This window comes from Thermovirga lienii (assembly GCF_036847465.1).
Classification (GTDB): domain Bacteria; phylum Synergistota; class Synergistia; order Synergistales; family Thermovirgaceae; genus Thermovirga; species Thermovirga lienii.
The window spans coordinates 1-18,601 of record NZ_DAITZW010000035.1 but is presented as its reverse complement, the minus strand read 5'-3'; the positions used below and the strand labels follow the sequence as shown (position 1 = coordinate 18,601).

Below are 18,601 nucleotides of genomic sequence, written 5' to 3'. Positions count from 1 at the left end.
CTTTATCAATAAACTCCCAGGCGACTTTGCTTGACTAGTTTGGGGGGAAGGAAGATACTATTGTAAATGATAATCATAATCAAAAGAAGGGAGTGTTAACGAATTGAGATCGTACATTGCTGTTCCTTCTGACGGCAGGTCTGAAGGTGACCCTGTCTCTGAGCGATTTGCCAGAGCTTCATATTTCCTCCTTTTCGACGAAGAGGGGACCTTGCAGCAAGTCATAGAGAACAAGGCAAAAGAAGCGGGCCATGGAGCAGGCGGACGGGCTGTTCAGGAGCTTTCTAGGCAGGGAGTTTCTGTGGTTTTAGCCCCTAGAGTAGGGCCTAAAGCTCAAGGGGCTTTGGATGCCGCGGGGATTAAGTTTAGCGAAGTGACTCTTCCCATTACCTGCGAACGAGCCGTGAGGGAATATATAAAGCAGCGTTCATAAAAGGAGAGATGAATATGGCGGAAAATAAGAATGCAGGGGGTATGCCTCCTAAGACCAAAAAAAACATTAAAAATATAGTTGCTGTAGGAAGTGGTAAAGGGGGAGTGGGAAAAAGCACTTTGTCAGCTCTATTAGCGGTGGCCCTTGCAAGAAAAGGTCTTAAAGTGGGAATTTTAGATGCTGATATAACAGGGCCATCCATACCCAAGCTGCTTGGAGTGCGAGAAAAACCTTTCGTAACTGATAAAGGAGTAATACCACCCAAAAGCAGCTGGCTCGGTATAAAAGTTATGTCAACTAACCTGGTGCTTGATGACCCTTCTAAGCCCGTTGTTTGGAGAGGCCCCTTGATAGGAAAGGCCATAATGCAGTTCTGGGAAGACCTGAATTGGGAAGATACAGAGTGTTTGATCGTTGATTTGCCTCCAGGCACGGCTGATGCTACGCTGACCGTAATGCAGATGATAGCCTTGGACGGCGTCATGGTGGTCAGTACGCCTCAGGGGCTAGCCTCGCTTATTGTCGAAAAGATGATGCACATGGCACAGATGCTCGAAGTGCCCCTATTAGGGATTGTGGAGAACATGGGGTACGCGGTTTGTCCCCATTGTGGGGAGAAATGGGAATTGTATGGGCCTAACCACGTTGAAAAATTGTCAGAAAAGTGGAAGGTTCCTGTCATAGCTGGCCTGCCAGTAGATAGGGAAATTTCCATTCTTGGGGACGCCGGTAGGTTGGAGCACTACGCAAATGAGGCTGTTTTGGAGAATTTGGCTGATGGAGTTTTAAAATCACTTAAATAACAGTTATTAACATTAATAGACATAAAGCGAAGGTGCAAGTGCTGTTGTAACGTCAGCGCTTGCACCTTCATTTGTAAAGTTCGAGATAAAAACAAAGATTAATGACGATTAATGTTAAATGCAATTGACGTCCCACTTTCTGGATAATAAAATGCCTAAGAGGTTATTTAATTAGATGAAAGGAGAGGTTTTGATGAGGGTTAGGGCGAGCAGGTTGATGTTAGGTGTTATTTTGGCGGGGGTTTTTCTTTTTCTCTCCGTATCTGGAGCAATGGCAGTCACTGCTAAAATGTCGTACAATGGTCCCCCCGATGAGAAAAACAACGCAGTTCACGCTTTCGCTGTGAACTTCAAGAAGTTCGTGGAGGAAGGAACTGAAGGCCGCCTCAAGATAGAATTGTTCCCTGACAGCCAACTAGGTACGGAAGAAGAACGAATGGAGCTTCTGATGAAGTCAGGATTGAACCAGCCGATAATCAATATAGCCTCTTTCGCAGGGGTAGCGCCGGTCTTCCCCGAGATATATGCGTCATCCGTACCCTTCATGTTCAATAGCTATGAAGCGGCCCATTACTTCTTTGATAACAGCCGTTACTGGAAGAGAGCGCAGGAGGAGTTCCGCAACAGGACCGGTGCGGTCCTGTTGGAAGCCGTAGAGGAGGGGGGCTTTTTGGCCTTTACCAACTCTAAAAAGCCTATTCACCGTCCAGCAGATTTCAAAGGGTTGAAATTTAGAGCAATGGACGAGGGGCAGATAGCCATATACAAGGCCTTTGGAGCAAGTGGCACTCCAATTCCTTGGACGGAGCTTTACATGGCCCTGAAGACAGGAGTTGTCGACGGTCAGATGAACCCTGCAATGTATATAATAATCGGCAGTCTTTTTGAGGTCCAAAAATATATGACCTTGGCGAACATTCAATATTCCGACCAATTTTTGGTAATGAACGGAGACCTATTTGACTCCCTCTCGAAAGAGGATCAAGAGGTCGTGCTAAAAGCTGCAAAAGAAGCCAACCGGATAAGCAGGAAGGAAGTGGAAGAGGCGGATGCGAAGCAAATAGAATTTTTGAAGGAAAAGGGCATGGAAGTTTACGCTCCCACTCCGGAGGAAATGGAAGAGTTCCGTTCCATTGGACAGCCAGGTTATATTGAATGGCTTAAGAGCAAGGTTCCCTCCGATTGGATGGAACTTGCCCTGGAGTGCGCTGAGAACGCCAATAAGGCAGTTTCCGGAGGAAATTAATGGAACGTAGAGGTTGGGAAACCCTGGAGAGTCTTTCTAGGATCATTGAAAGAACGAGCGCCCTCTTGGCCGGAAGTCTATTGATAATAAACATCATGGATATAGTTATGGGAATAGTATTCCGTTATCTTCTCAAGAACTCTGTTATATGGACTGAGGAGGTGGCCAGATACTCCTTGGTTTGGCTAGTAATGCTGGGTGCTGCCGGAGCTTTGACTAGAGGAGACCACATGGCGATAGATTTTCTGGTCCCCAAGTTTCCAGGGTGGCTCAAAAAGACCTCTGTTTTTTTGAGATTGACCATTCAGGTGATAGTACTTTTCGTTCTCATCTGGTACGGGGCACAGAGCGTCAGGGGGACGTGGCACATGAAAACGATGGCTTTGGGTATTCCCAAGGCCATCGTCCTCATGGCGGTTCCTTTGGGCATGTCGATCCTTCTCGTGCAGCTTTTGCTCTTGGAGTTCATGAAGACCAGAAAGGATGAGAACAGATGATTTTGGCGTTGCTTTTGGTGTTTTTCTGCCAGATGGTCATAGGAGTCCCTCTATACGCGTCCCTGCTTTTTACAGGCTTGGTTGGCTTGCTGACTACGGGCAATGGGTCGTTGATAAGAGTTATTCCCCAGCAATTTTTTGGTGGTATGGACGTATTTTCACTGATGGCTATCCCCTTTTTCATTCTAGTGGGCAACTTGATGAACCGTTCGGGGTTGACCGACAGATTGATAGATTTCAGCAGATTGCTCATAGGAAGCGTAAGAGGTGGTCTGGGTTATGTGAACGTGGTGGCTGGAATAATTTTGGCCGGAGTTAATGGGTCCGCTGCAGCGGATGCATCAGCGCTGGGCTCCATCCTCATACCTGCTATGGAGAAGGAAGGTTTCCCAAAGGCGTATGCAGCAGGCCTCACAGCGGGAAGCTCCCTCATTGGTCCTATAATTCCGCCAAGCATATTCATGATCATCTATGCTTCCATGACTAATACCTCGGTAGGAGGACTTTTCATAGCGGGCATACTACCGGGCCTCTTATTGGGAGTTGCCTTCATGGTCATGAATTGGTTTTATTCCAAACGCTACAATGTCCCAGTCAACGATCCCAAAGAGGTTCGAAAGGAAGCGGGCAGGATTTTAAAAAGAGCAACAGTAGCTCTTATTGCTCCTTTTATAATAATTGGAGGTATAGTCACAGGATTGGTTACTCCAACGGAATCTGGAGCCCTTGCGGTGGTTTACTGTCTAGTGGCCGGAGTTTTCGTAACGAGGGAACTTACTTTTAGAAGCCTTTGGGATGCCATCTACGAAACCATCAGTCTGACCAGCGCGGTGTTTTTGATAATGGGCGCCGCAACGGTAGTTGGCTGGTTTTTGAAATGGGAGAGAGTAACCCACAAATTCGCTTCTTGGCTCATATCCATGGGGCTTCTGGAGCATTCGTGGCTTTTGCTGGTAGTTTTGAGCCTAATAACGTTTGTAATCGGTATGTTCATGGAAGAGGTGGCTGTACTTACCCTCCTGACTCCTATTTTTTACCCATTGGCCATGAAAGCAGGCATAGATCCCTTCCATTTCGGGATTGTAATGACCTTGAACGTGACCATTGCGCTCATAACTCCTCCCGTTGGAGCCTGTAATTACATTGTGGCAGCCGTAGGTAAGGTGCCCCTTGGGGAGCTTTTCAGAGAAATATGGCCTTTCATAGCCGTAGCAATGCTTGTTCTTTTGGGCATAATTACTTTCCCATTCATAACCGTTACTCTGCCCAGGGTATTAGGCCTATAGGAGATGACAAGACATGATCCAGGAGGAAAAGACCAAATCTCAAGAAGCTTTCACCCCAAAACTGGAAGATAACGGAGAGCCTCTTGTGCCCGCAAGCTGTTATCCTGAGAGGATATTGGTTAGACCTCAGTATTTCATACAGGGACTTGAGGGGAGCATTCCTGAGTGCTACGTAAGAGAAGGGGTTTTGGAAAGGCTCATAGAAGTTGCAGAAAGTTTGCCCAGGGGTTGGAAGCTTGTGCTGCTGGATTGCTGGAGACCTCTTGCCCTGCAGAAAGCCTTGTTTTCCAAGTTATGCCGCGAGCTAAGGGAACGCAACAAGGACCTTTGCGAGGAAGAAATCATCAGAAGGGCCAAGATGTTTGTGGCTTTGCCATCTGACGACCCCATCAGGGTGCCAGGGCATGCAACAGGTGGTGCTGTAGATCTTACCATAAGCGATAACAAGGGACGAATTCTCTACATGGGATCGGATTTTGATGAAACGACAGAAAGGTCTTTTACTTGCTACTACGAGAACCTTGCTAGAGAGGGCAAAAAGCTTTCGGCGAAAGAAAAGGAGGCGATGGAGAACCGAAAGATGCTATTGCAACTTATGGGAAGAGCAAATTTTTCCAACTACCCAGAGGAGTGGTGGCACTTCGATTTTGGGAACATGAACTGGGCTATAAGGACGGGAGCACCAAAAGCTATTTACGGTATTACCAAACCCAAATTTAGATGGGTGAGCTAGTGAGGTTGTGCAATATGGTTTTCCATATCTTTTCTATGTTAGGTTTCGTTTCTTCCAAAGGAATTTCCCTTCTCGAGATAGCCTTTGGGATGTCTTCAGAAAAGGGAATCTCCCCAATTACAGTCAAACCCTCTTTTTGGCACTCTTCCTTGATGAGGTCCGTTACCTTGGGTGCAATGTCAGATTTATTGATAACGATACCCATAGGTACGGAAAATCTTTTGGCTACTTCAGTTAATCTTTTCAAATCAGAAAGGGCACTGACGGAGGGTTCCGTTACTGCTACAGTGAGGTCGCACCCCGTTATTGAAGATATGGCCGGGCAGGCCACACCTGGAGGGCCATCAATTATTACGTAGGGAATTTTCTCTTTCAATGCTGTTTCCTTCGCTCTGTTGCGCAAAATTTGCACGAGCTTGCCAGAGTTCTCCCCTCCTGGGAAAAGCTGGGCATGCCACATGGGGCCATAGTTAGTAGTGCTTTCATAGTAAGTTCCCTGTTCCGTGGGTACCATGGAAATTGCATTGGTAGGGCATACGTAGGCACAGGCGGCGCATCCTTCGCAGAAGTTGGTGTCTACTATTGCCTTGTCATTTATCATGGTGATCGAGTCGAAACGACATGTTTTGAAACAGCGACTGCAGCCAATGCATTTAGAAGAATCAACTTGGGCAGTATCTATGCCCCAAAATTTGTAATTAGCTTTTATGGATGGTTTCAGTAGAATATAAAGATCTGGAGCGTCTACATCGGCATCACATAAGGTTACGTTGCCCAAATATGCAGCCAAGGAGGAGGTTAAGGTAGTTTTTCCTGTCCCTCCCTTTCCACTAGTTACAACTATTTCTTTAGGTTTCATTTCCCAACCCTCGCTTCAAAGTAATTCCATATGTCAGATATTCTTTGTTGCCATAGGTGATCGTATGTTGCTGGAGGAATGCCTTTAGCGTAAGAGGCTGCTACATGTTTGCTAAAAGGGAAATAGCCGAGGATAGGTACATTCCAATTTTTACACAACTCTTCTACGTTTTCTGATGCAATACCATATTTATTGACAACCACTCCTACGGGTTTATTTAGCGGAACTATTGCCTCAAGGGCGAGTTTCAGATCGGCTAACCCGAAAGGGGTAGGTTCTGTTACCAGCAACACGGCGTCAGCCCTTCTTGCACCTGCGACCATGGGGCATGAGGTGCCAGGGGCACAATCTATAATTCTTGGTTTTTCTACGGCCATGGCGGCATCGACTACAGCTTCTATTACTGGCACTGGATTGGGCATTCCGAGGGCTAACCGTCCTTCAAGGAGCTCTACGTTTTTTGATAAGTAATGACGTACCTCACCTATGGGTTTTTCTATTTCAGATATTGCCTTCGTAGGACAAACCAAGGAACAAAGCCCGCAGCCGTGACAAAGGTCGTTTACCATAGGTATATTGTCCCCAAAGATGTTTAAAGCCCCAAATCGGCAGGCATCAACGCATTTACCGCACTTTGTGCACACATCTTTGTTTATTGCAGGGATTCGTAAATTAACCAAGGAGCTTTCTAAGGGTTTTAAATTTAAGAGGAGGGCCAGGTTAGGTTCTTCCACATCAGCATCCACTAAAAGTATTCCTTGTTTGGTTACTCCAAAAGATGAAGCAAAGCTGCTTTTGCCTGTTCCTCCTTTACCACTTGCTATGGCCAATGTAAGATTGGGCATCCGTAAAGCACTCTCCTTCAATGATGATTACAGGTGCTTTGGCCAGTTTGAAGGGATCCTTCGCAGTATTTTTGGACAACTTCTTCTACTGGGCCCTTAGCGCCTATGATTGGAGTAACACCTTGTTCTTTGAAGAGCTCGACCGCCCTTGGGCCCATTCCGCCAGCTATTATTACATCAATCCCCATGCCGGACATCCACTTAGGCAAGAAACCGGGAGTGTGACCAGGATTGGTAAGTTCTTCCTTGCTCACAATGTTCCCTTCTTTAACAGTGTAGATCACATAAGCTGGTGCATGGCCAAAATGCTCACAGACATTACCGTTCTCCATCGCAACGGCTATTTTCATTTCCATCACCCCTACTTTTAGATTTTCTCGGATTAACGATAATAGTTATCAATATTATTGTCAACGTTTATTAGATGTTTGGGTTAGGGGTGTTGAGGTTTTATTTTAACTGCTATGAATATTCCCTTTGTCGAGGGCTCTTTTTGACTCCAGGTTCCTTTTATTTTGCAGGAGAAATCAATTTTCCCGCTGAAGGAAATTTCTTCTTTGTAGGAATGGAATTCGCAATCTCCGCCGTACGAACAGCTTCCATTCATGGGCAAGGTTTTGGGGCCTTTTTGAATGGTTAGATAACCTTCAATTGTGCCTTGTGAGGATATAGTGATGACAAAAGTTCCGTAGTCGTCTCCTACGTAGGTTCCTATGTATTCCCCGGCGAAACCTCCGGGCAAGGGGGCACCGAAACACTCGGCACAAGTCTTCTGTACCCCCAAAAGAAAAACCACACAAAGAAACATCAAAAACAGCAAGGTAATTGAGATTTTAGTTTTCATGCCTCCATCTGCGTCTGTGCTTTTTGCACCTCTTTTCACAAATAGGTCTCTTGATATGGCAAAAATCCTCTTCTACTACACCTTCATTTATGCATTCAGGACATATTCCTGCCAGCTCGAAAGTTTGGGGTAGAAGCTTAAATCCTTCCTTTTGTGCCCACTGCATAACGGTTTTTGTTTTATCCTCCTCGTCTGGCAGGTGAACTACTTTACCGCAGGATTTGCAGTAAAAGTGAAAATGCATTTGCTCATCTGGAACTTCAAATCTACTGAAACCCTCTTCAAGGTTAATCATATTGAGAAGCCCTAGTCCTGTTAGTAAATCCACGGTTCTGTATATTGTGGCTATCCCAATAGTGGGATCTTCCTTTTGGGCTATGTTCAGTAGCTCCTTTACATTTAAGTGTCTGCCCAGATTTTTAAGCAGGATCTCAATGATTATCCGGCGTTGATTTGTCATTCTGAACCCACATTGTTTGAGCCTTTTGAGATACATTTCTATTAGCTGTTCTGTCCTGCTGGTGTTTTCCTTTGTGGTCGCCTTATTGAAAGATTCCATGTTTTCACCTTCTTGATGCATGTTATAACTTGTTGCCCCAATTATACATTTCGTTGGCCCTAAGGGAAAATTTCTCTACCGGAACGTTATTTCCTTGTTAGCAGGGAACTTCACAATATAGGAGACCTCAATTTTTTTGTTATCTCCCCTTTTGATTGGAAGGTTCCATTTGACTATGCCCTTTTCATCCTGTTCTTCTGGTGCGGGGGTGATATTGATATCCTCTACCTTGATGTCCTCGCTTGCAGAGGTTGGGATGCGGTCTAACACGGTTACGTTAATATCGTCGTTGGTTCCGTTGGTTACGGTTATGGTATAGCCCCTTTTGATCCATCCCTTGCCGGTCCATTTCTGTCCTTCTTTAGGTATTAGATACTCCTTTTCCACCTTGACTAGAGGGGTTTTCCCGAAGGGTATCTCCAGCTTCTCTCCTTTGCCTGCTCTAGGAAGAGTACTTTGAGCCGACAGGTTTCCGTCAATATAGAGTTCCGCCCTGCCTTCTATGATGGGCTCATTTAGATGTTCAACATTAGCCACTGCCCATGCCTCCCTGGAAAATTCAGGAATACAGACAGTAGATGTGCTTCCTCTCAAAGTGAAAGATTTTATTTCCAGTACGCTAGGTTTGGAAGATGAAACTTCTCCTTGAGCTATATAAACTACATCTGTTAAGTTGTATTCTTGTGCCTCTGTAGATGCAACGTTCTCGATCTGAACGCTTTTTCTCGCTTCCATGAGGAGATACTTTTCCTCTTTTTCGAAATCAACCACTAGAGGTGGTAGCTTGGGGATGTAAAGACTTTCCTTGGGCATGGTTGTGTGAAGCCTTATCCTACCATTCCACGGGATGCCGGTATTTTGTGTTATTGTGGCCTTAAGAATGCCTTCAATTGTGGAGGCGCTGCTGTTCAAATCAAGGTGGTATGAGGGGCTCCATGACGCTAGGTCGGTCCACGCTGAAATTATTACATCTCCTTGACCTTGGGTTTTTATAATGAACCTGTTGTATTTCTCATAGTTGGGAGGAAGGTAGGACTCCAGTTCTTTCTTAAGGGTCTCATAGCGTTTTTTAGCATCGTCCAGGGCTTGGTTCGTCGTATAGATTTCCATTTGCAGTTTTTGCCTTTTGGAAGATAACTTTTCAACGAAGGATATGATTTCCTCCGCGGTCTTACCGACAGCGGGCGTTTCATCCAACTTGTTTATTGACTGTACTAATCCTTCCAGTTTGGATGCAAGAAGGTCTCTTTCCCTTTGGGCAGCTTTCAGTTTTTGAGCAAGCTCTTCAAGGCCTTGAGGTAGCTGATCATTTACTACTAAGCCGCCGAAGCGTGTTTCAACTATCTGTACTCCACCAGAAGCGCTTATTCTCACTGAATCTTTTTGTAAAGTCGAAGGTATATCAACTAAAAGGATGTCTTGGTTTTGTATAGGCAACTTGAGATATACTCTCGCTCCTTTAGGATATATGTCGGCTTCGTGGATTATCAGATGGTTTGATGATGAGGCATAGGAGTGGTTGGGAAAAAGCACTTGACATAAAAGCAGAAGCAAAACCACAAAAACACCTTTTTTCATTATCAAGGCCTCCTTGATAGGATGTTTTTAGTATACGTGTTGCCAAAATAAATGTTAACATATTAAACATGCATTGTCATAAAAATAGTTTTCAAAGGCGAAACTTCCTGTAAAATAGTCAAAAAGGCTGAAAGTAGGAGTGATTTTATGCTGAACTGCGGTATAGTAGGTCTTCCTTTATGTGGTAAAACCACTGTCTTCAATGTAATAACCAAGGCGGGTGCTGAGGTTAAGCCTTACGCCAGCGGCAAGACTGATCCCAACAGAGCTGTGGTTTCAGTCCCCGACAGACGCTTCGACAAGCTGGTGGAAGTGTATCAACCCAAAAGAGAGGTGCCTGCTCAGGTGGAATTCGTGGACCTTGCAGGGTTATCCAAGGATGCCAGCAAAGGAGCTGGGTTGGGCAATGCTTTCCTTTCCTTCGTTGGGGAGAGTGATGCTTTGGTCCACGTAATCAGGTGCTTTGACAACCCCGAGGTTCCCCATCCTGAGGGTGATGTGGATCCTGCGAGGGATTGGGAAATAGTGGAGATGGAGCTGATATTCAGGGACCTTTCGGTAATAGAAAATCGTCTGAATAGGTTGAACTCCAAGAAAAAGTTGCAGGCAGAGGAAGAAAAAGAAAAGGACCTTCTGGAAAGGTGCAGGAAGTTTCTGCTTGAGGAGCGCCCGTTGAGGGATATGGAGATGACCAAGGAGGAGATCAAGCTCTTGAAGGGTTTTGCGTTCCTCACAGTCAAACCCGAGCTTGTGGTGCTGAATCTGGACGAGACCCAAGTGGATGAAAGCTCCATACCAGGCATGGAGGCCTTTAAAAAACTTGCGGCGGATAGGAATCTACAGGTGGTGAAGCTCTTCGGAAGAATGGAAATGGATCTTTTGGATCTGGACGAGGAAGAGCAGAAGGAGTTCATGGCCGATTTGGAAATAGAGGAGCCTGGGAGAGAAAGGCTTATATCTGCAGCGTACAGACTATTGGGCCTTATTTCCTTCTTCACGGTAGGCAAGGACGAGGTCAAGGCCTGGACTATAAGAGAAAACAGCACGGCCGTGGAAGCTGCCGGAGCCATTCATACCGATCTGGCGAGGGGTTTTATAAGGGCCCAAGTGGTCCACTATGATGATTTCGAGGCTAATGATTTTTCCATGGCCAAGTGTAGAGAAAAAGGTCTTTTGCGCCTTGAAGGCAAAGAGTATATAGTCAAAGATGGAGACATAATAGAGATAAGGTTTAATGTGTGAAGTACCAAAAAGTTGGTACTCTATACATGTGAGGAGGGGAGAAAGGATGAGCAATGTTCTGTGGCAGCCCATTCAGGTAGGCCCTATGGAGCTAAAGAACAGAGTGGTCTCTGCTCCCATCGCTACCAACACATCTACGAAAGATGGTCTTCCGACGGCAGATACCCTTGATATAAATGAAAAACTCGCCGAGAGTGGAGTGGCCCTTTCAATCGTAGAGCACCACGCCGTACATAAAGATGGGAGAACCAGGCTAAGGCAGCTTTTGCTCGATAGAGACGAAGTTATCCCCTACCAGCAAAAGCTTACCGAGCTATATCACACGAATGGTTGTAATGTCGTAGTTCAAATCAACCATGCCGGCTCTCTTGTACAGGACGAAGAGATGATGGTGGAAGATTGGGCGCCCGTTGCTCCCTCTGCATTGAGGCATCCTCGCTGCAACCTTTACGTCATGCCCAGGCCCCTAAAGACAGAGGAAATATCCCATCTCGTGGAGCTGTATGCTGAAGCTGCCGCAAGGGCTGTTAGAGCTGGCTACGGTGGAGTGGAGATACACGCTTGTCACGGTTATCTCATTGGACAGTTTCTAAGCCCTCTAACCAACCAGAGGAAGGACCGCTACGGTGGAGACATAAAAAACAGGGCCAGGTTTTTGTTTGAAGTTTATGAGGCTGTTAGGGGGCTTCTATCTGACGAGCACGTGGTGGCCGTACGGTTGGGAGTTGCAGATTCCATGCCCAACGAGGAACCGAGGGGATTGACCATAGAGGATTCCAAGTGGGTCGCTAAGGAGTTGGCGGCTATGGAAGTGGATTTCATTGACATCTCAGGAAATCATTGCGGCTATGATGGTGAGGGAGAAGGCTATTTTGCAGATTATGCTTTGGCTATCAAGGACGTGGTGGGGGATACTCCCGTAGTGTGCACGGGAGGAATAACGAAATTATCTACAGCACGAACCCTGTTAGAAAAAGGATCATGTGACCTTGTGGGGTTGGGCAGGGCCTTGAGAAGGAACTATAAAATAGTGCGAGAATGGGAGGCAAAAAGCCGTGAGGATCTTCATCAGCGCTGACATGGAGGGAGCAACTGGGGTAGTAAATCCTGACCAGGTTCGCCATGGCTCTTCAGAGTATGATTTTGGCAGAAAGATGCAAGCATGGGATGTAATGGCGGTGGTTAGGGCCTGTTTGGACAATGGTGTTGAGGAAGTGATCGTTAACGATGCCCATGGAAGGATGATAAACCTGGACATAAACACCATGCCAAGCTCCGTTCACTTAGTGAGCGGATTTCCCAAGGTGCTGGAGATGGTAGAAGGCATGGAGGAGTGCGACGGTGTGTTTTTCGTAGCCTATCATGCCATGGCCGGTACAGAGAAAGCCGTATTGGATCATACGTTTTCTGCTTCCTGCGTACATGACCTTACCTTGAACGGATGGCGTATAGGGGAGACGGGTCTCAATGCATTTTTGTGCGGAGCTTTGGGCAAGCCCGTGGCAATGGTGACCGGAGATGTGGCGGTGTGTATGGAGGCCCTCAGCCTGCTTGGCGAAAACGTGGTTACCTGTGCCGTCAAGGAAGGACGAGGAAGGTCTTCTGCAGAGCTACTTCACCCTAGTGTTACTGAGGGACTTTTGAGAAGCGCTACTGAAGAGGCTTTGCATGCGTTGGAAAGAGAGGTAGCGCCGGTGTTTAGACTTAGCCCCCCTTACGATGTTAAAATCACCTTCAACTACACAGTGCAGTGTGATGCAGCGTCCATTGTTCCCGGATCAGAGAGGTTTTCAGGGAGAGGGCTTAGGGCGAACTGGAACGATCCTATGGATGTGTACAGGTGGATCATGGCGGTCATAGAGGTTGCTTCTACTGCTAGGTGGTGAGCTTCTATATGTGGTGATGCCAACTTTTGAAGCCTTTGCCAACTACCTCCGCTGCGTCTGATACCACCATGAAGGCAGTAGGATCTTTTTGTGCCAGAAACCTTTTGAGCTCCACGGTTTGTCTTGGAGTCAAAAGACAGAGGATGACTTTTCTTGGTTGCTTGGTGTAGCCACCTTCCCCGTGCAGCAACGTCACGCCTCTGTGAAGTTCTTTTGTTACGAAATTTGAAACACTTTCTGGCTCATTGCTTATCACGAATACCTGTCTTCTCCTGTCGAATGACTTGAGCACGTTGTCCATGACCACTCCGTTGCAGAAAATACTCACCAGCCCGTAGAGGGCACCCTCCAGTCCTACCAGCGGAATAGAAGCAGAGAGTATGAAAAGGTTTATGTAGAAGGTGAACTTCCCAACCTCTATGCCGTAGCGCCTTCTCATGGCTACTACAAGTATATCGGTCCCCCCCAGGGAGCTTCCAGAGCGAATTACCAGGCCTCCACCAAGTCCCTTAACCACTCCAGCCAATATGGCCACCAATAGCAATTCTTTTAGATCTGGATGAGGAATGTTTTCCATTAGCTTAAGCAACACCGTTAATAGGGAGACGGAATATACGGTCCATATGATGAATCGTTTGGGTAGCTCCTTTAATCCCCATAGAAGGAGGGCAGCATTGGCAAAAGCTACCACCCACGCAGGAGATATTGAGAAAGCATAGTTAGAAAGGACAGCTATTCCGGATACCCCAGAGTCAGGAAACTTGTACGGAACTGTCAAGGCCATGATGCCAAAAGCAACTATGAAGCAACCGAAGGAGGTTGCTATGAAGGTTGGCAGTTCTCTCTTTATTTGTGCGTATGTCTTTGACAAGATCGCTTGCAACTTTGGATGCAAATTTCATCATCTCCTAAGGGAGCGCTCATTGCATAGTCTACACCACAAAAACTCTGATGAAAATATCCCCTTCGTGATACAATTACCTTTGGATTTTTATTACAAGGAGGATTCAAAATGATGCAGATGCCAAGACAAATAAGCCTGGATGAGCTTTTGAGCATGTTGGTTGCACGGATAGACAGCTTATCCTACAGCGACGAGAACCACAAGACCAAATTCAATATATTGGCCCGGGCCCTCTACAGGAAAGGGTTGCTGGATGATGAAGACATCAAGGAATCCATAAGGGAAGAGCACAGGATATTGAAGGAACTTGGTGTCATAACGGAACTTCCTTCAGAGGACGTGGTTGAAGCCATGGCGGATAGCATTATGCAGTGGGTTAAAGGAGATGTAGAAAAGATCAAGGAAGCCATGGAGGAATATGAGAAGAAGCTTCGTGAGGTTATGCAGAAAGAACAAGCCGCCAAGCCAAAAATAGATGTAGCTTCCCCTGCCGTACTGGAGCAGCTTGACAAGCTTAATAAGGGAAAGGGCGGAAGCAAACTTATTTATTAAGCTTTTAGACCAGTTTCGTTTTGAATTGAAGGAGCGAAAAAGGGTATCCTCTAATGCCCATCTCGCTCCTTCTTGCCTTTTAAGTAATGTCTTCTCCTATTCTATGTATAAGGACGGAGCAGTGAGCATATCTTGCCACATTAGTAGCGGTGCTTCCAACTACTATCCGTTCGAAGGCGCTGTGGCCCCTTGAGCCAACAATGATGAGGTTGTAACCCTTTTCTTTCGCGTAATTTATTATCGTCTCCGCGGGGTTGCCCTCTAGTACTACGATTTCTCTCTTTTTGTCTTTTAATACTGGGTCCTTTTCCTCTGCCTTTTTGAGGTAATACGTTAGACGCTTTTGTGCGATTTCCTTTATTTGGTGGTCGATTTCTATTCGAGGAATCCATGGGTCGTATCCTCTCCACAGGGAAGGGTGAGGCAATACATGTATGAAGGTTACGTCCACGTCCAGCCTGTATGCAAGAGAGAGTCCATACAAGGTGACATCTTCACCTAATTTGCTCATGTCCACACCTACGAGGATTTTTTTAGGCACCCTGTCCACCTCCACAACTTTTTAGGGGTTTCTCTCCCATCATTTTACCACGATGAAATCTTATTTTGTAGAAAGTTATCCATTAATAGCTTACATAAGCTAAAATATCCTTTGAATGGAGGGGGAACATGAAGTGGATGCTAATAATTCTTAGCGGCATGATAGGGGCCTCCATGGGGTCATTCCTAAACGTGGTTGCCAGAAGAACTATTGAAAACGATAGGTGGTGGGGTAATGAACGCTCCAGATGTGATCACTGCGGGCATGAGCTTTCCTTTTGGGACTTAGTTCCTTTATTTTCCTACATAAGTCATGGAGGAAAGTGCAGATATTGTTCTGAGCCCATAGGTGCGAGTTACTTAATCGTGGAGCTTACAGGTTTCCTGATAGGGGCGGTCTTGGCATGGAGATGGGGGGGGAGTCTTGCTGCTTTAACATCTCTAATTATAAGTTATGGATTGTTGCTCAATGCTCTGACAGATATATACAGTGGATACATATACGACCTTTTCGCGTGGATTCCAGGAGTGCTAGTTTTCTTCATAAGGGTGGCATTCGGAGGTCCATGGATAGCGTTGGATTCTCTTTTTGGAGCTTTGCTTGGGGCGGGCTTGATAGGTTTTATCATATTTCTGAGCAAAGGGAAAATGGGTTGGGGAGATGCCAGTCTCATGGGGGGGACTGGTTTAGCTTTAGGCTTCAAAATGACGGCTTTGAGTCTTTATATGGGATTTATGATTGGAGGTACAGTTGCTTTGATACTGCTTATTCTCCGGAAAGTTGGCAGGAAAGACGCAATAGTTTTCGGTCCTTTCCTTGCTTTGGGGACGTTTGTGTGTTTAGTCTTAGGGCCTCTCGTGCTCTCCTATTTGGGGTTTGATGCGCCGTGGCCTTGGAGTATTTGAGGGCCTACAATGTGAATCATGGCCTTTATCGGCTCGGTTGATTGTTTTCCTTTCATAAGCCTGAAAGAGTGGTCAGCTCCTTTGATTATGTGAAATTCTTTGTTTTTGGGCGGTATGGGGATTAAGTCTACGAGGGCCATACAAGATTCCTTCGAAAAGATGTTGTCTTCGCTGCCCCAAAAAGCAATGACCTTTTTGGTCGAGGCGTGTTTTGCCGCTTTTTTCAGTTCCTCCCTTTGTGGCATGGTGTTCAATATAGGTAGATTTAATGCCTTTTCTCCTTCCTTTGTTAGCTCTATCCCGCTTCCGCTCAGGATCAATCCGTCAAGGGGGTTTTCTTTCTTGCTAGCTATTATGACGGAATGTATACCTCCCAGGGAAAAGCCCCAAAGCCAGAGGGCTGAGTGAGGAAAATCTTTTTTTATTCGATTTATTCCCACCAGATTGTCGGCAAGGTCCTCTTCAAATGTTTTTCCACTGAAAGCGCCAATTGCCCAAGCAACTCTGTCATCACCGTATAATTCTGGGTTTCTCTGAGCCCTGCTGGTCTCTATCATTGCTGCGTTGATGCCCATGTTGACGAGGGCTTGAGCTATATGCAGATATTTGTTACCTGGTTCGGCGTTAGCGCACCCATGGACTCCGTGTAACAAAATTACCACAGGAGCCCTTTCTATCCTTTGTGGCTCATGGGGGACAGTTATTCTTACTATCTTGTCACCGTAGTGTCCACTTTCTGCGATCTCTTGCCAATTCATGATGGCCCTCTCAATTCGACTTGGCTTTTTTCTCCAGGTTGGAAATTTCCCGCAGAAGGGGTTTTATTCTAACATCTGTGGCCGGTCGGCTAAGGATGTTTTTGGGTGACATATTTGCGCCCCAGTAGGCTATGTTTGCATTTTCATCCACGTCTATTACAGCTCCTTCTACGCTTAAGCCCGCAAAAAGCCCTTTAGCTATAGAGTAGCTGTATATTGATGCCTCTAGCCTGCTGTCCGTTCCCGCTTCGGTGTGTCTTCCAAGGGGGCCAGCAGCTACTGAAAGATCACCGCTCAATTTTACGTTGTCTCCCATGAATCCTCTTAAGCCGTCTTCATTAATTACCACTAGTACAAGTCCAATGGATTGGGCCCCAATCTGCAATCCATAAGACAGGCCAGTTATGTTTACGAAATTAGGGCCGTACCACTTGTTTTTTGATGGGTCTTTCTTAAGGAAAAGCCCCTCACCTCGTTGACCACCTATGATAAGTCCAGCCTTTATGACTGATGGGAAAATGGCGATTCCCTTTGCGTCCTTTACTAGGTCTGCCATGCGGGGAGAGTCTTCTTGTTCGGCCATCTTTTTTATAAGTCTAATGGCTCCGTCTATTCGTTCCTGCGGAGTCGCTGAGAAGCCTGGAGTTGGAGCAAGGAAAAAGAACAGGGTAATTGTTATCAATATAGCTATTGCGCGCCAAAGGTTATTGGAATTCACGTTGCATCCCTTCTTTCTTGGTTATTCCTTGATAGCTTGTTATTATCTATAAATAGTTTATCATTATTGTATCAAAATCTCTAACTTGAGGTGGAAAAAATGGAAACCCTCGTAGGTTGGTTAAAACAGCAGGAAGCCAGTATATCTTTTGAAGAGGTTGTGGAGAAGGCTTCCTCATTGGTCTTTGGTGGAACCATTGACGAGGAGAAAGGCATGATAATTGAGGTGGCTAACCAGGCGTTTGAAGCTTTTTGTGGGAACCAGCCCTCCTTTCCATGTGAAATCAAAGAAGTATTTGGCAATAAGGGGCCTTTAGATTACGAGGTTTTGGTGCAAAAGGCACAGGGCAAAGGATGGAGTGAGGTTGCCTTCGAACTGGTTCCAGGAAGTCTGTTGTTGAGAGGGAATGTTTTTTCCTTCGGCAATGGAAGGATAATGGCTTTTTTGGACGATGTTACCGATAAAGAAATATGCAAAAGACTGATAGCTTTTAAAGATAAATACTTTGAACTTGTGAAGCTCTATGGAGCAACGGAGCTGCTTCAGGGCCTTATCAGTGCAATGCTGGAGGTAGCTCAAGCGGAGTGGGGAGGAATCTTCGTCTGGGACGCTAAAGATCAGCGATGGGTTTTGCAATTCGATGCAGTCTTGCCGCCTCTTTTGGGTAGGAAAGACCTGAAAAACTACCTGGATTTTGCCCTTCAGCTAGGAAACTCTGGTGAAGAAAGGACTTCTTGGAGTTTTGGAGGGTTGAACATCATAGAAGGCGCCGAGTGGAAAGTGCCCTGGATAGAGGTGGCAGGATCGTGGAAAGATGTTATGGAACGCCACGGTGTGCATTCCCTTAAAGCTGGCACCCTAATAACGGGCGCTTCCCCAGCGGTTTTCGTGGTGCTATCTGGAGAAAACGGCAAATTGGGGAACATAAACAGCCACGTCATAGATAGTTTTTGGGCTGTAACAGCTGCGATATTGGAGAAAAATAGGGTAATGGAGGGAATGTCTCAACTTTACCATAGGGATCCTGTTACAGGGTTTTACTCATCAGCCAGATTGAAGGAGCTTGTTAAATTGGAAGTAGAGCGTTCCATGCGTTATGGCTATCCATTGTCTTTTGTGGCAATGAACATAGATGACATAGTAAGTCTCAGTGAAACCGAAACGATCGATGAAAGCTTGTTTGAATCCATAATTAAAGAACTTGGAAAATGTGTGAGGGGGAGTTTGCGTTCGGTGGACATTGTAGGCAGGCTGGGCAACGTACTGCTTCTTATATTACCCCATACGCCAAGGGAGGGGGCGGAACTGGTAGCCAATAGGCTCAAGCAGAAGTTGGAAGGCTTGAGGATAGGGAAATATTCTTTAAAACCCGTCAAAATAAACGTTGCCACCTTTGGTGGGGACATCTTGGA

At 46.0% G+C, this 18,601-nt stretch carries 22 protein-coding genes; 12 read left to right on the top strand and 10 right to left on the bottom strand.

What is annotated here, in order from left to right:
- Positions 1 to 103 precede the first annotated feature (103 nt).
- The 6 genes from V7Z69_RS08365 to V7Z69_RS08340 all read left to right on the top strand — a co-directional run bounded on the left by V7Z69_RS08365 (position 104) and on the right by V7Z69_RS08340 (position 4,998).
- On the top strand, positions 104 to 433 hold the full coding sequence (locus V7Z69_RS08365) for a NifB/NifX family molybdenum-iron cluster-binding protein (RefSeq protein ID WP_014163674.1): 330 nt from the start codon (positions 104 to 106) through the stop codon (positions 431 to 433).
- A gap of 14 nt (positions 434 to 447) precedes the next feature.
- Positions 448 to 1,236 carry a P-loop NTPase gene (locus V7Z69_RS08360; protein ID WP_334139578.1) on the top strand — a complete coding sequence of 263 codons (789 nt, stop codon included), beginning with the start codon at positions 448 to 450 and terminating at the stop codon, positions 1,234 to 1,236.
- A gap of 175 nt (positions 1,237 to 1,411) precedes the next feature.
- Positions 1,412 to 2,482 carry a TRAP transporter substrate-binding protein gene (locus V7Z69_RS08355; protein WP_334139577.1) on the top strand — a complete coding sequence of 357 codons (1,071 nt, stop codon included), beginning with the start codon at positions 1,412 to 1,414 and terminating at the stop codon, positions 2,480 to 2,482.
- Positions 2,482 to 2,979: a TRAP transporter small permease gene (locus tag V7Z69_RS08350; RefSeq protein WP_334139576.1), complete on the top strand. Its 498-nt coding sequence runs from the start codon at positions 2,482 to 2,484 to the stop codon at positions 2,977 to 2,979. The genes V7Z69_RS08355 and V7Z69_RS08350 overlap by 1 nt, the downstream gene beginning before the upstream one ends.
- Positions 2,976 to 4,265, top strand: coding sequence for a TRAP transporter large permease (locus V7Z69_RS08345; protein ID WP_334139575.1), 1,290 nt, complete (start codon positions 2,976 to 2,978; stop codon positions 4,263 to 4,265). Before V7Z69_RS08350 ends, V7Z69_RS08345 begins: the two co-directional genes overlap by 4 nt.
- 13 nt (positions 4,266 to 4,278) lie before the next feature.
- A complete protein-coding gene (locus tag V7Z69_RS08340; protein ID WP_014163669.1) occupies positions 4,279 to 4,998 on the top strand; it encodes a M15 family metallopeptidase in 720 nt (239 codons plus the stop codon).
- On the opposite strand, the gene V7Z69_RS08335 is transcribed toward V7Z69_RS08340, so the two are convergent.
- From V7Z69_RS08335 to V7Z69_RS08310, 6 genes are all read right to left on the bottom strand, one after another.
- On the bottom strand, positions 4,982 to 5,857 hold the full coding sequence (locus V7Z69_RS08335; RefSeq protein WP_334139574.1) for an ATP-binding protein: 876 nt from the start codon (positions 5,855 to 5,857) through the stop codon (positions 4,982 to 4,984). The two genes, V7Z69_RS08340 and V7Z69_RS08335, sit on opposite strands and share 17 nt — an antisense overlap.
- Entirely contained in the window at positions 5,854 to 6,702 is an 849-nt protein-coding gene (locus V7Z69_RS08330; RefSeq protein WP_334139573.1) for an ATP-binding protein, read from the bottom strand. Before V7Z69_RS08330 ends, V7Z69_RS08335 begins: the two co-directional genes overlap by 4 nt.
- 17 nt (positions 6,703 to 6,719) lie before the next feature.
- On the bottom strand, positions 6,720 to 7,052 hold the full coding sequence (locus V7Z69_RS08325; RefSeq protein WP_334139572.1) for a NifB/NifX family molybdenum-iron cluster-binding protein: 333 nt from the start codon (positions 7,050 to 7,052) through the stop codon (positions 6,720 to 6,722).
- A gap of 83 nt (positions 7,053 to 7,135) precedes the next feature.
- Positions 7,136 to 7,546, bottom strand: a complete 411-nt coding sequence (locus tag V7Z69_RS08320; protein WP_334139571.1) for a hypothetical protein — start codon at positions 7,544 to 7,546, stop codon at positions 7,136 to 7,138.
- Positions 7,536 to 8,105, bottom strand: a complete 570-nt coding sequence (locus tag V7Z69_RS08315; protein WP_014163664.1) for a Fur family transcriptional regulator — start codon at positions 8,103 to 8,105, stop codon at positions 7,536 to 7,538. The genes V7Z69_RS08320 and V7Z69_RS08315 overlap by 11 nt, the downstream gene beginning before the upstream one ends.
- 75 nt (positions 8,106 to 8,180) lie before the next feature.
- A complete protein-coding gene (locus tag V7Z69_RS08310) occupies positions 8,181 to 9,683 on the bottom strand; it encodes a DUF4139 domain-containing protein (protein WP_334139570.1) in 1,503 nt (500 codons plus the stop codon).
- 147 nt (positions 9,684 to 9,830) lie between these two features.
- Between V7Z69_RS08310 and ychF the strand changes: the two genes are divergently transcribed.
- Genes ychF through V7Z69_RS08295 form a run of 3 tightly spaced genes read left to right on the top strand, consistent with a single transcriptional unit; the run spans position 9,831 to position 12,811 of the window.
- A complete protein-coding gene (gene ychF, locus V7Z69_RS08305; protein WP_014163662.1) occupies positions 9,831 to 10,925 on the top strand; it encodes a redox-regulated ATPase YchF in 1,095 nt (364 codons plus the stop codon).
- Positions 10,926 to 10,971: 46 nt separating this feature from the next.
- Positions 10,972 to 12,003, top strand: a complete 1,032-nt coding sequence (locus tag V7Z69_RS08300; protein ID WP_334139569.1) for an NADH:flavin oxidoreductase — start codon at positions 10,972 to 10,974, stop codon at positions 12,001 to 12,003.
- Positions 11,981 to 12,811 carry a M55 family metallopeptidase gene (locus V7Z69_RS08295; protein ID WP_334139568.1) on the top strand — a complete coding sequence of 277 codons (831 nt, stop codon included), beginning with the start codon at positions 11,981 to 11,983 and terminating at the stop codon, positions 12,809 to 12,811. Before V7Z69_RS08300 ends, V7Z69_RS08295 begins: the two co-directional genes overlap by 23 nt.
- 4 nt (positions 12,812 to 12,815) lie before the next feature.
- On the opposite strand, the gene V7Z69_RS08290 is transcribed toward V7Z69_RS08295, so the two are convergent.
- On the bottom strand, positions 12,816 to 13,706 hold the full coding sequence (locus V7Z69_RS08290) for a YitT family protein (RefSeq protein ID WP_334139567.1): 891 nt from the start codon (positions 13,704 to 13,706) through the stop codon (positions 12,816 to 12,818).
- 120 nt (positions 13,707 to 13,826) lie between these two features.
- On the opposite strand from V7Z69_RS08290, the gene V7Z69_RS08285 reads away from it, so the two are divergent.
- A complete protein-coding gene (locus tag V7Z69_RS08285) occupies positions 13,827 to 14,267 on the top strand; it encodes a hypothetical protein (RefSeq protein ID WP_041446128.1) in 441 nt (146 codons plus the stop codon).
- Between the two features lie 79 nt (positions 14,268 to 14,346).
- Here V7Z69_RS08285 and V7Z69_RS08280 read toward each other — a convergent pair whose 3' ends face one another.
- Entirely contained in the window at positions 14,347 to 14,808 is a 462-nt protein-coding gene (locus V7Z69_RS08280; protein WP_334139566.1) for a universal stress protein, read from the bottom strand.
- A 128-nt stretch (positions 14,809 to 14,936) separates the two neighbouring features.
- Between V7Z69_RS08280 and V7Z69_RS08275 the strand changes: the two genes are divergently transcribed.
- A complete protein-coding gene (locus V7Z69_RS08275; protein ID WP_014163656.1) occupies positions 14,937 to 15,713 on the top strand; it encodes a prepilin peptidase in 777 nt (258 codons plus the stop codon).
- Here the strand turns inward: V7Z69_RS08275 and V7Z69_RS08270 are convergent.
- Positions 15,674 to 16,471, bottom strand: coding sequence for an alpha/beta hydrolase (locus tag V7Z69_RS08270; RefSeq protein ID WP_014163655.1), 798 nt, complete (start codon positions 16,469 to 16,471; stop codon positions 15,674 to 15,676). The genes V7Z69_RS08275 and V7Z69_RS08270 overlap by 40 nt on opposite strands.
- 10 nt (positions 16,472 to 16,481) lie before the next feature.
- Entirely contained in the window at positions 16,482 to 17,189 is a 708-nt protein-coding gene (locus tag V7Z69_RS08265) for a lipid-binding SYLF domain-containing protein (RefSeq protein ID WP_014163654.1), read from the bottom strand.
- Positions 17,190 to 17,288: 99 nt separating this feature from the next.
- Here V7Z69_RS08265 and V7Z69_RS08260 point away from each other — a divergent pair.
- A partial coding sequence (locus V7Z69_RS08260) for a GGDEF domain-containing protein (RefSeq protein WP_334139565.1) occupies positions 17,289 to 18,601 on the top strand: 1,313 nt, incomplete at its 3' end.

Coding starts and splice junctions, on each gene's coding strand:
- V7Z69_RS08360 (WP_334139578.1), top strand. CDS start 448: ATGGCGGAAAATAAGAATGCAGGGGGTATGCCTCCTAAGACCAAAAAA.
- V7Z69_RS08355 (WP_334139577.1), top strand. CDS start 1,412: ATGAAAGGAGAGGTTTTGATGAGGGTTAGGGCGAGCAGGTTGATGTTA.
- V7Z69_RS08350 (WP_334139576.1), top strand. CDS start 2,482: ATGGAACGTAGAGGTTGGGAAACCCTGGAGAGTCTTTCTAGGATCATT.
- V7Z69_RS08345 (WP_334139575.1), top strand. CDS start 2,976: ATGATTTTGGCGTTGCTTTTGGTGTTTTTCTGCCAGATGGTCATAGGA.
- V7Z69_RS08340 (WP_014163669.1), top strand. CDS start 4,279: ATGATCCAGGAGGAAAAGACCAAATCTCAAGAAGCTTTCACCCCAAAA.
- V7Z69_RS08335 (WP_334139574.1), bottom strand. CDS start 5,857: ATGAAACCTAAAGAAATAGTTGTAACTAGTGGAAAGGGAGGGACAGGA.
- V7Z69_RS08330 (WP_334139573.1), bottom strand. CDS start 6,702: ATGCCCAATCTTACATTGGCCATAGCAAGTGGTAAAGGAGGAACAGGC.
- V7Z69_RS08325 (WP_334139572.1), bottom strand. CDS start 7,052: ATGAAAATAGCCGTTGCGATGGAGAACGGTAATGTCTGTGAGCATTTT.
- V7Z69_RS08320 (WP_334139571.1), bottom strand. CDS start 7,546: ATGAAAACTAAAATCTCAATTACCTTGCTGTTTTTGATGTTTCTTTGT.
- V7Z69_RS08315 (WP_014163664.1), bottom strand. CDS start 8,105: ATGGAATCTTTCAATAAGGCGACCACAAAGGAAAACACCAGCAGGACA.
- V7Z69_RS08310 (WP_334139570.1), bottom strand. CDS start 9,683: ATGAAAAAAGGTGTTTTTGTGGTTTTGCTTCTGCTTTTATGTCAAGTG.
- ychF (WP_014163662.1), top strand. CDS start 9,831: ATGCTGAACTGCGGTATAGTAGGTCTTCCTTTATGTGGTAAAACCACT.
- V7Z69_RS08300 (WP_334139569.1), top strand. CDS start 10,972: ATGAGCAATGTTCTGTGGCAGCCCATTCAGGTAGGCCCTATGGAGCTA.
- V7Z69_RS08285 (WP_041446128.1), top strand. CDS start 13,827: ATGCAGATGCCAAGACAAATAAGCCTGGATGAGCTTTTGAGCATGTTG.
- V7Z69_RS08275 (WP_014163656.1), top strand. CDS start 14,937: ATGAAGTGGATGCTAATAATTCTTAGCGGCATGATAGGGGCCTCCATG.
- V7Z69_RS08270 (WP_014163655.1), bottom strand. CDS start 16,471: ATGAATTGGCAAGAGATCGCAGAAAGTGGACACTACGGTGACAAGATA.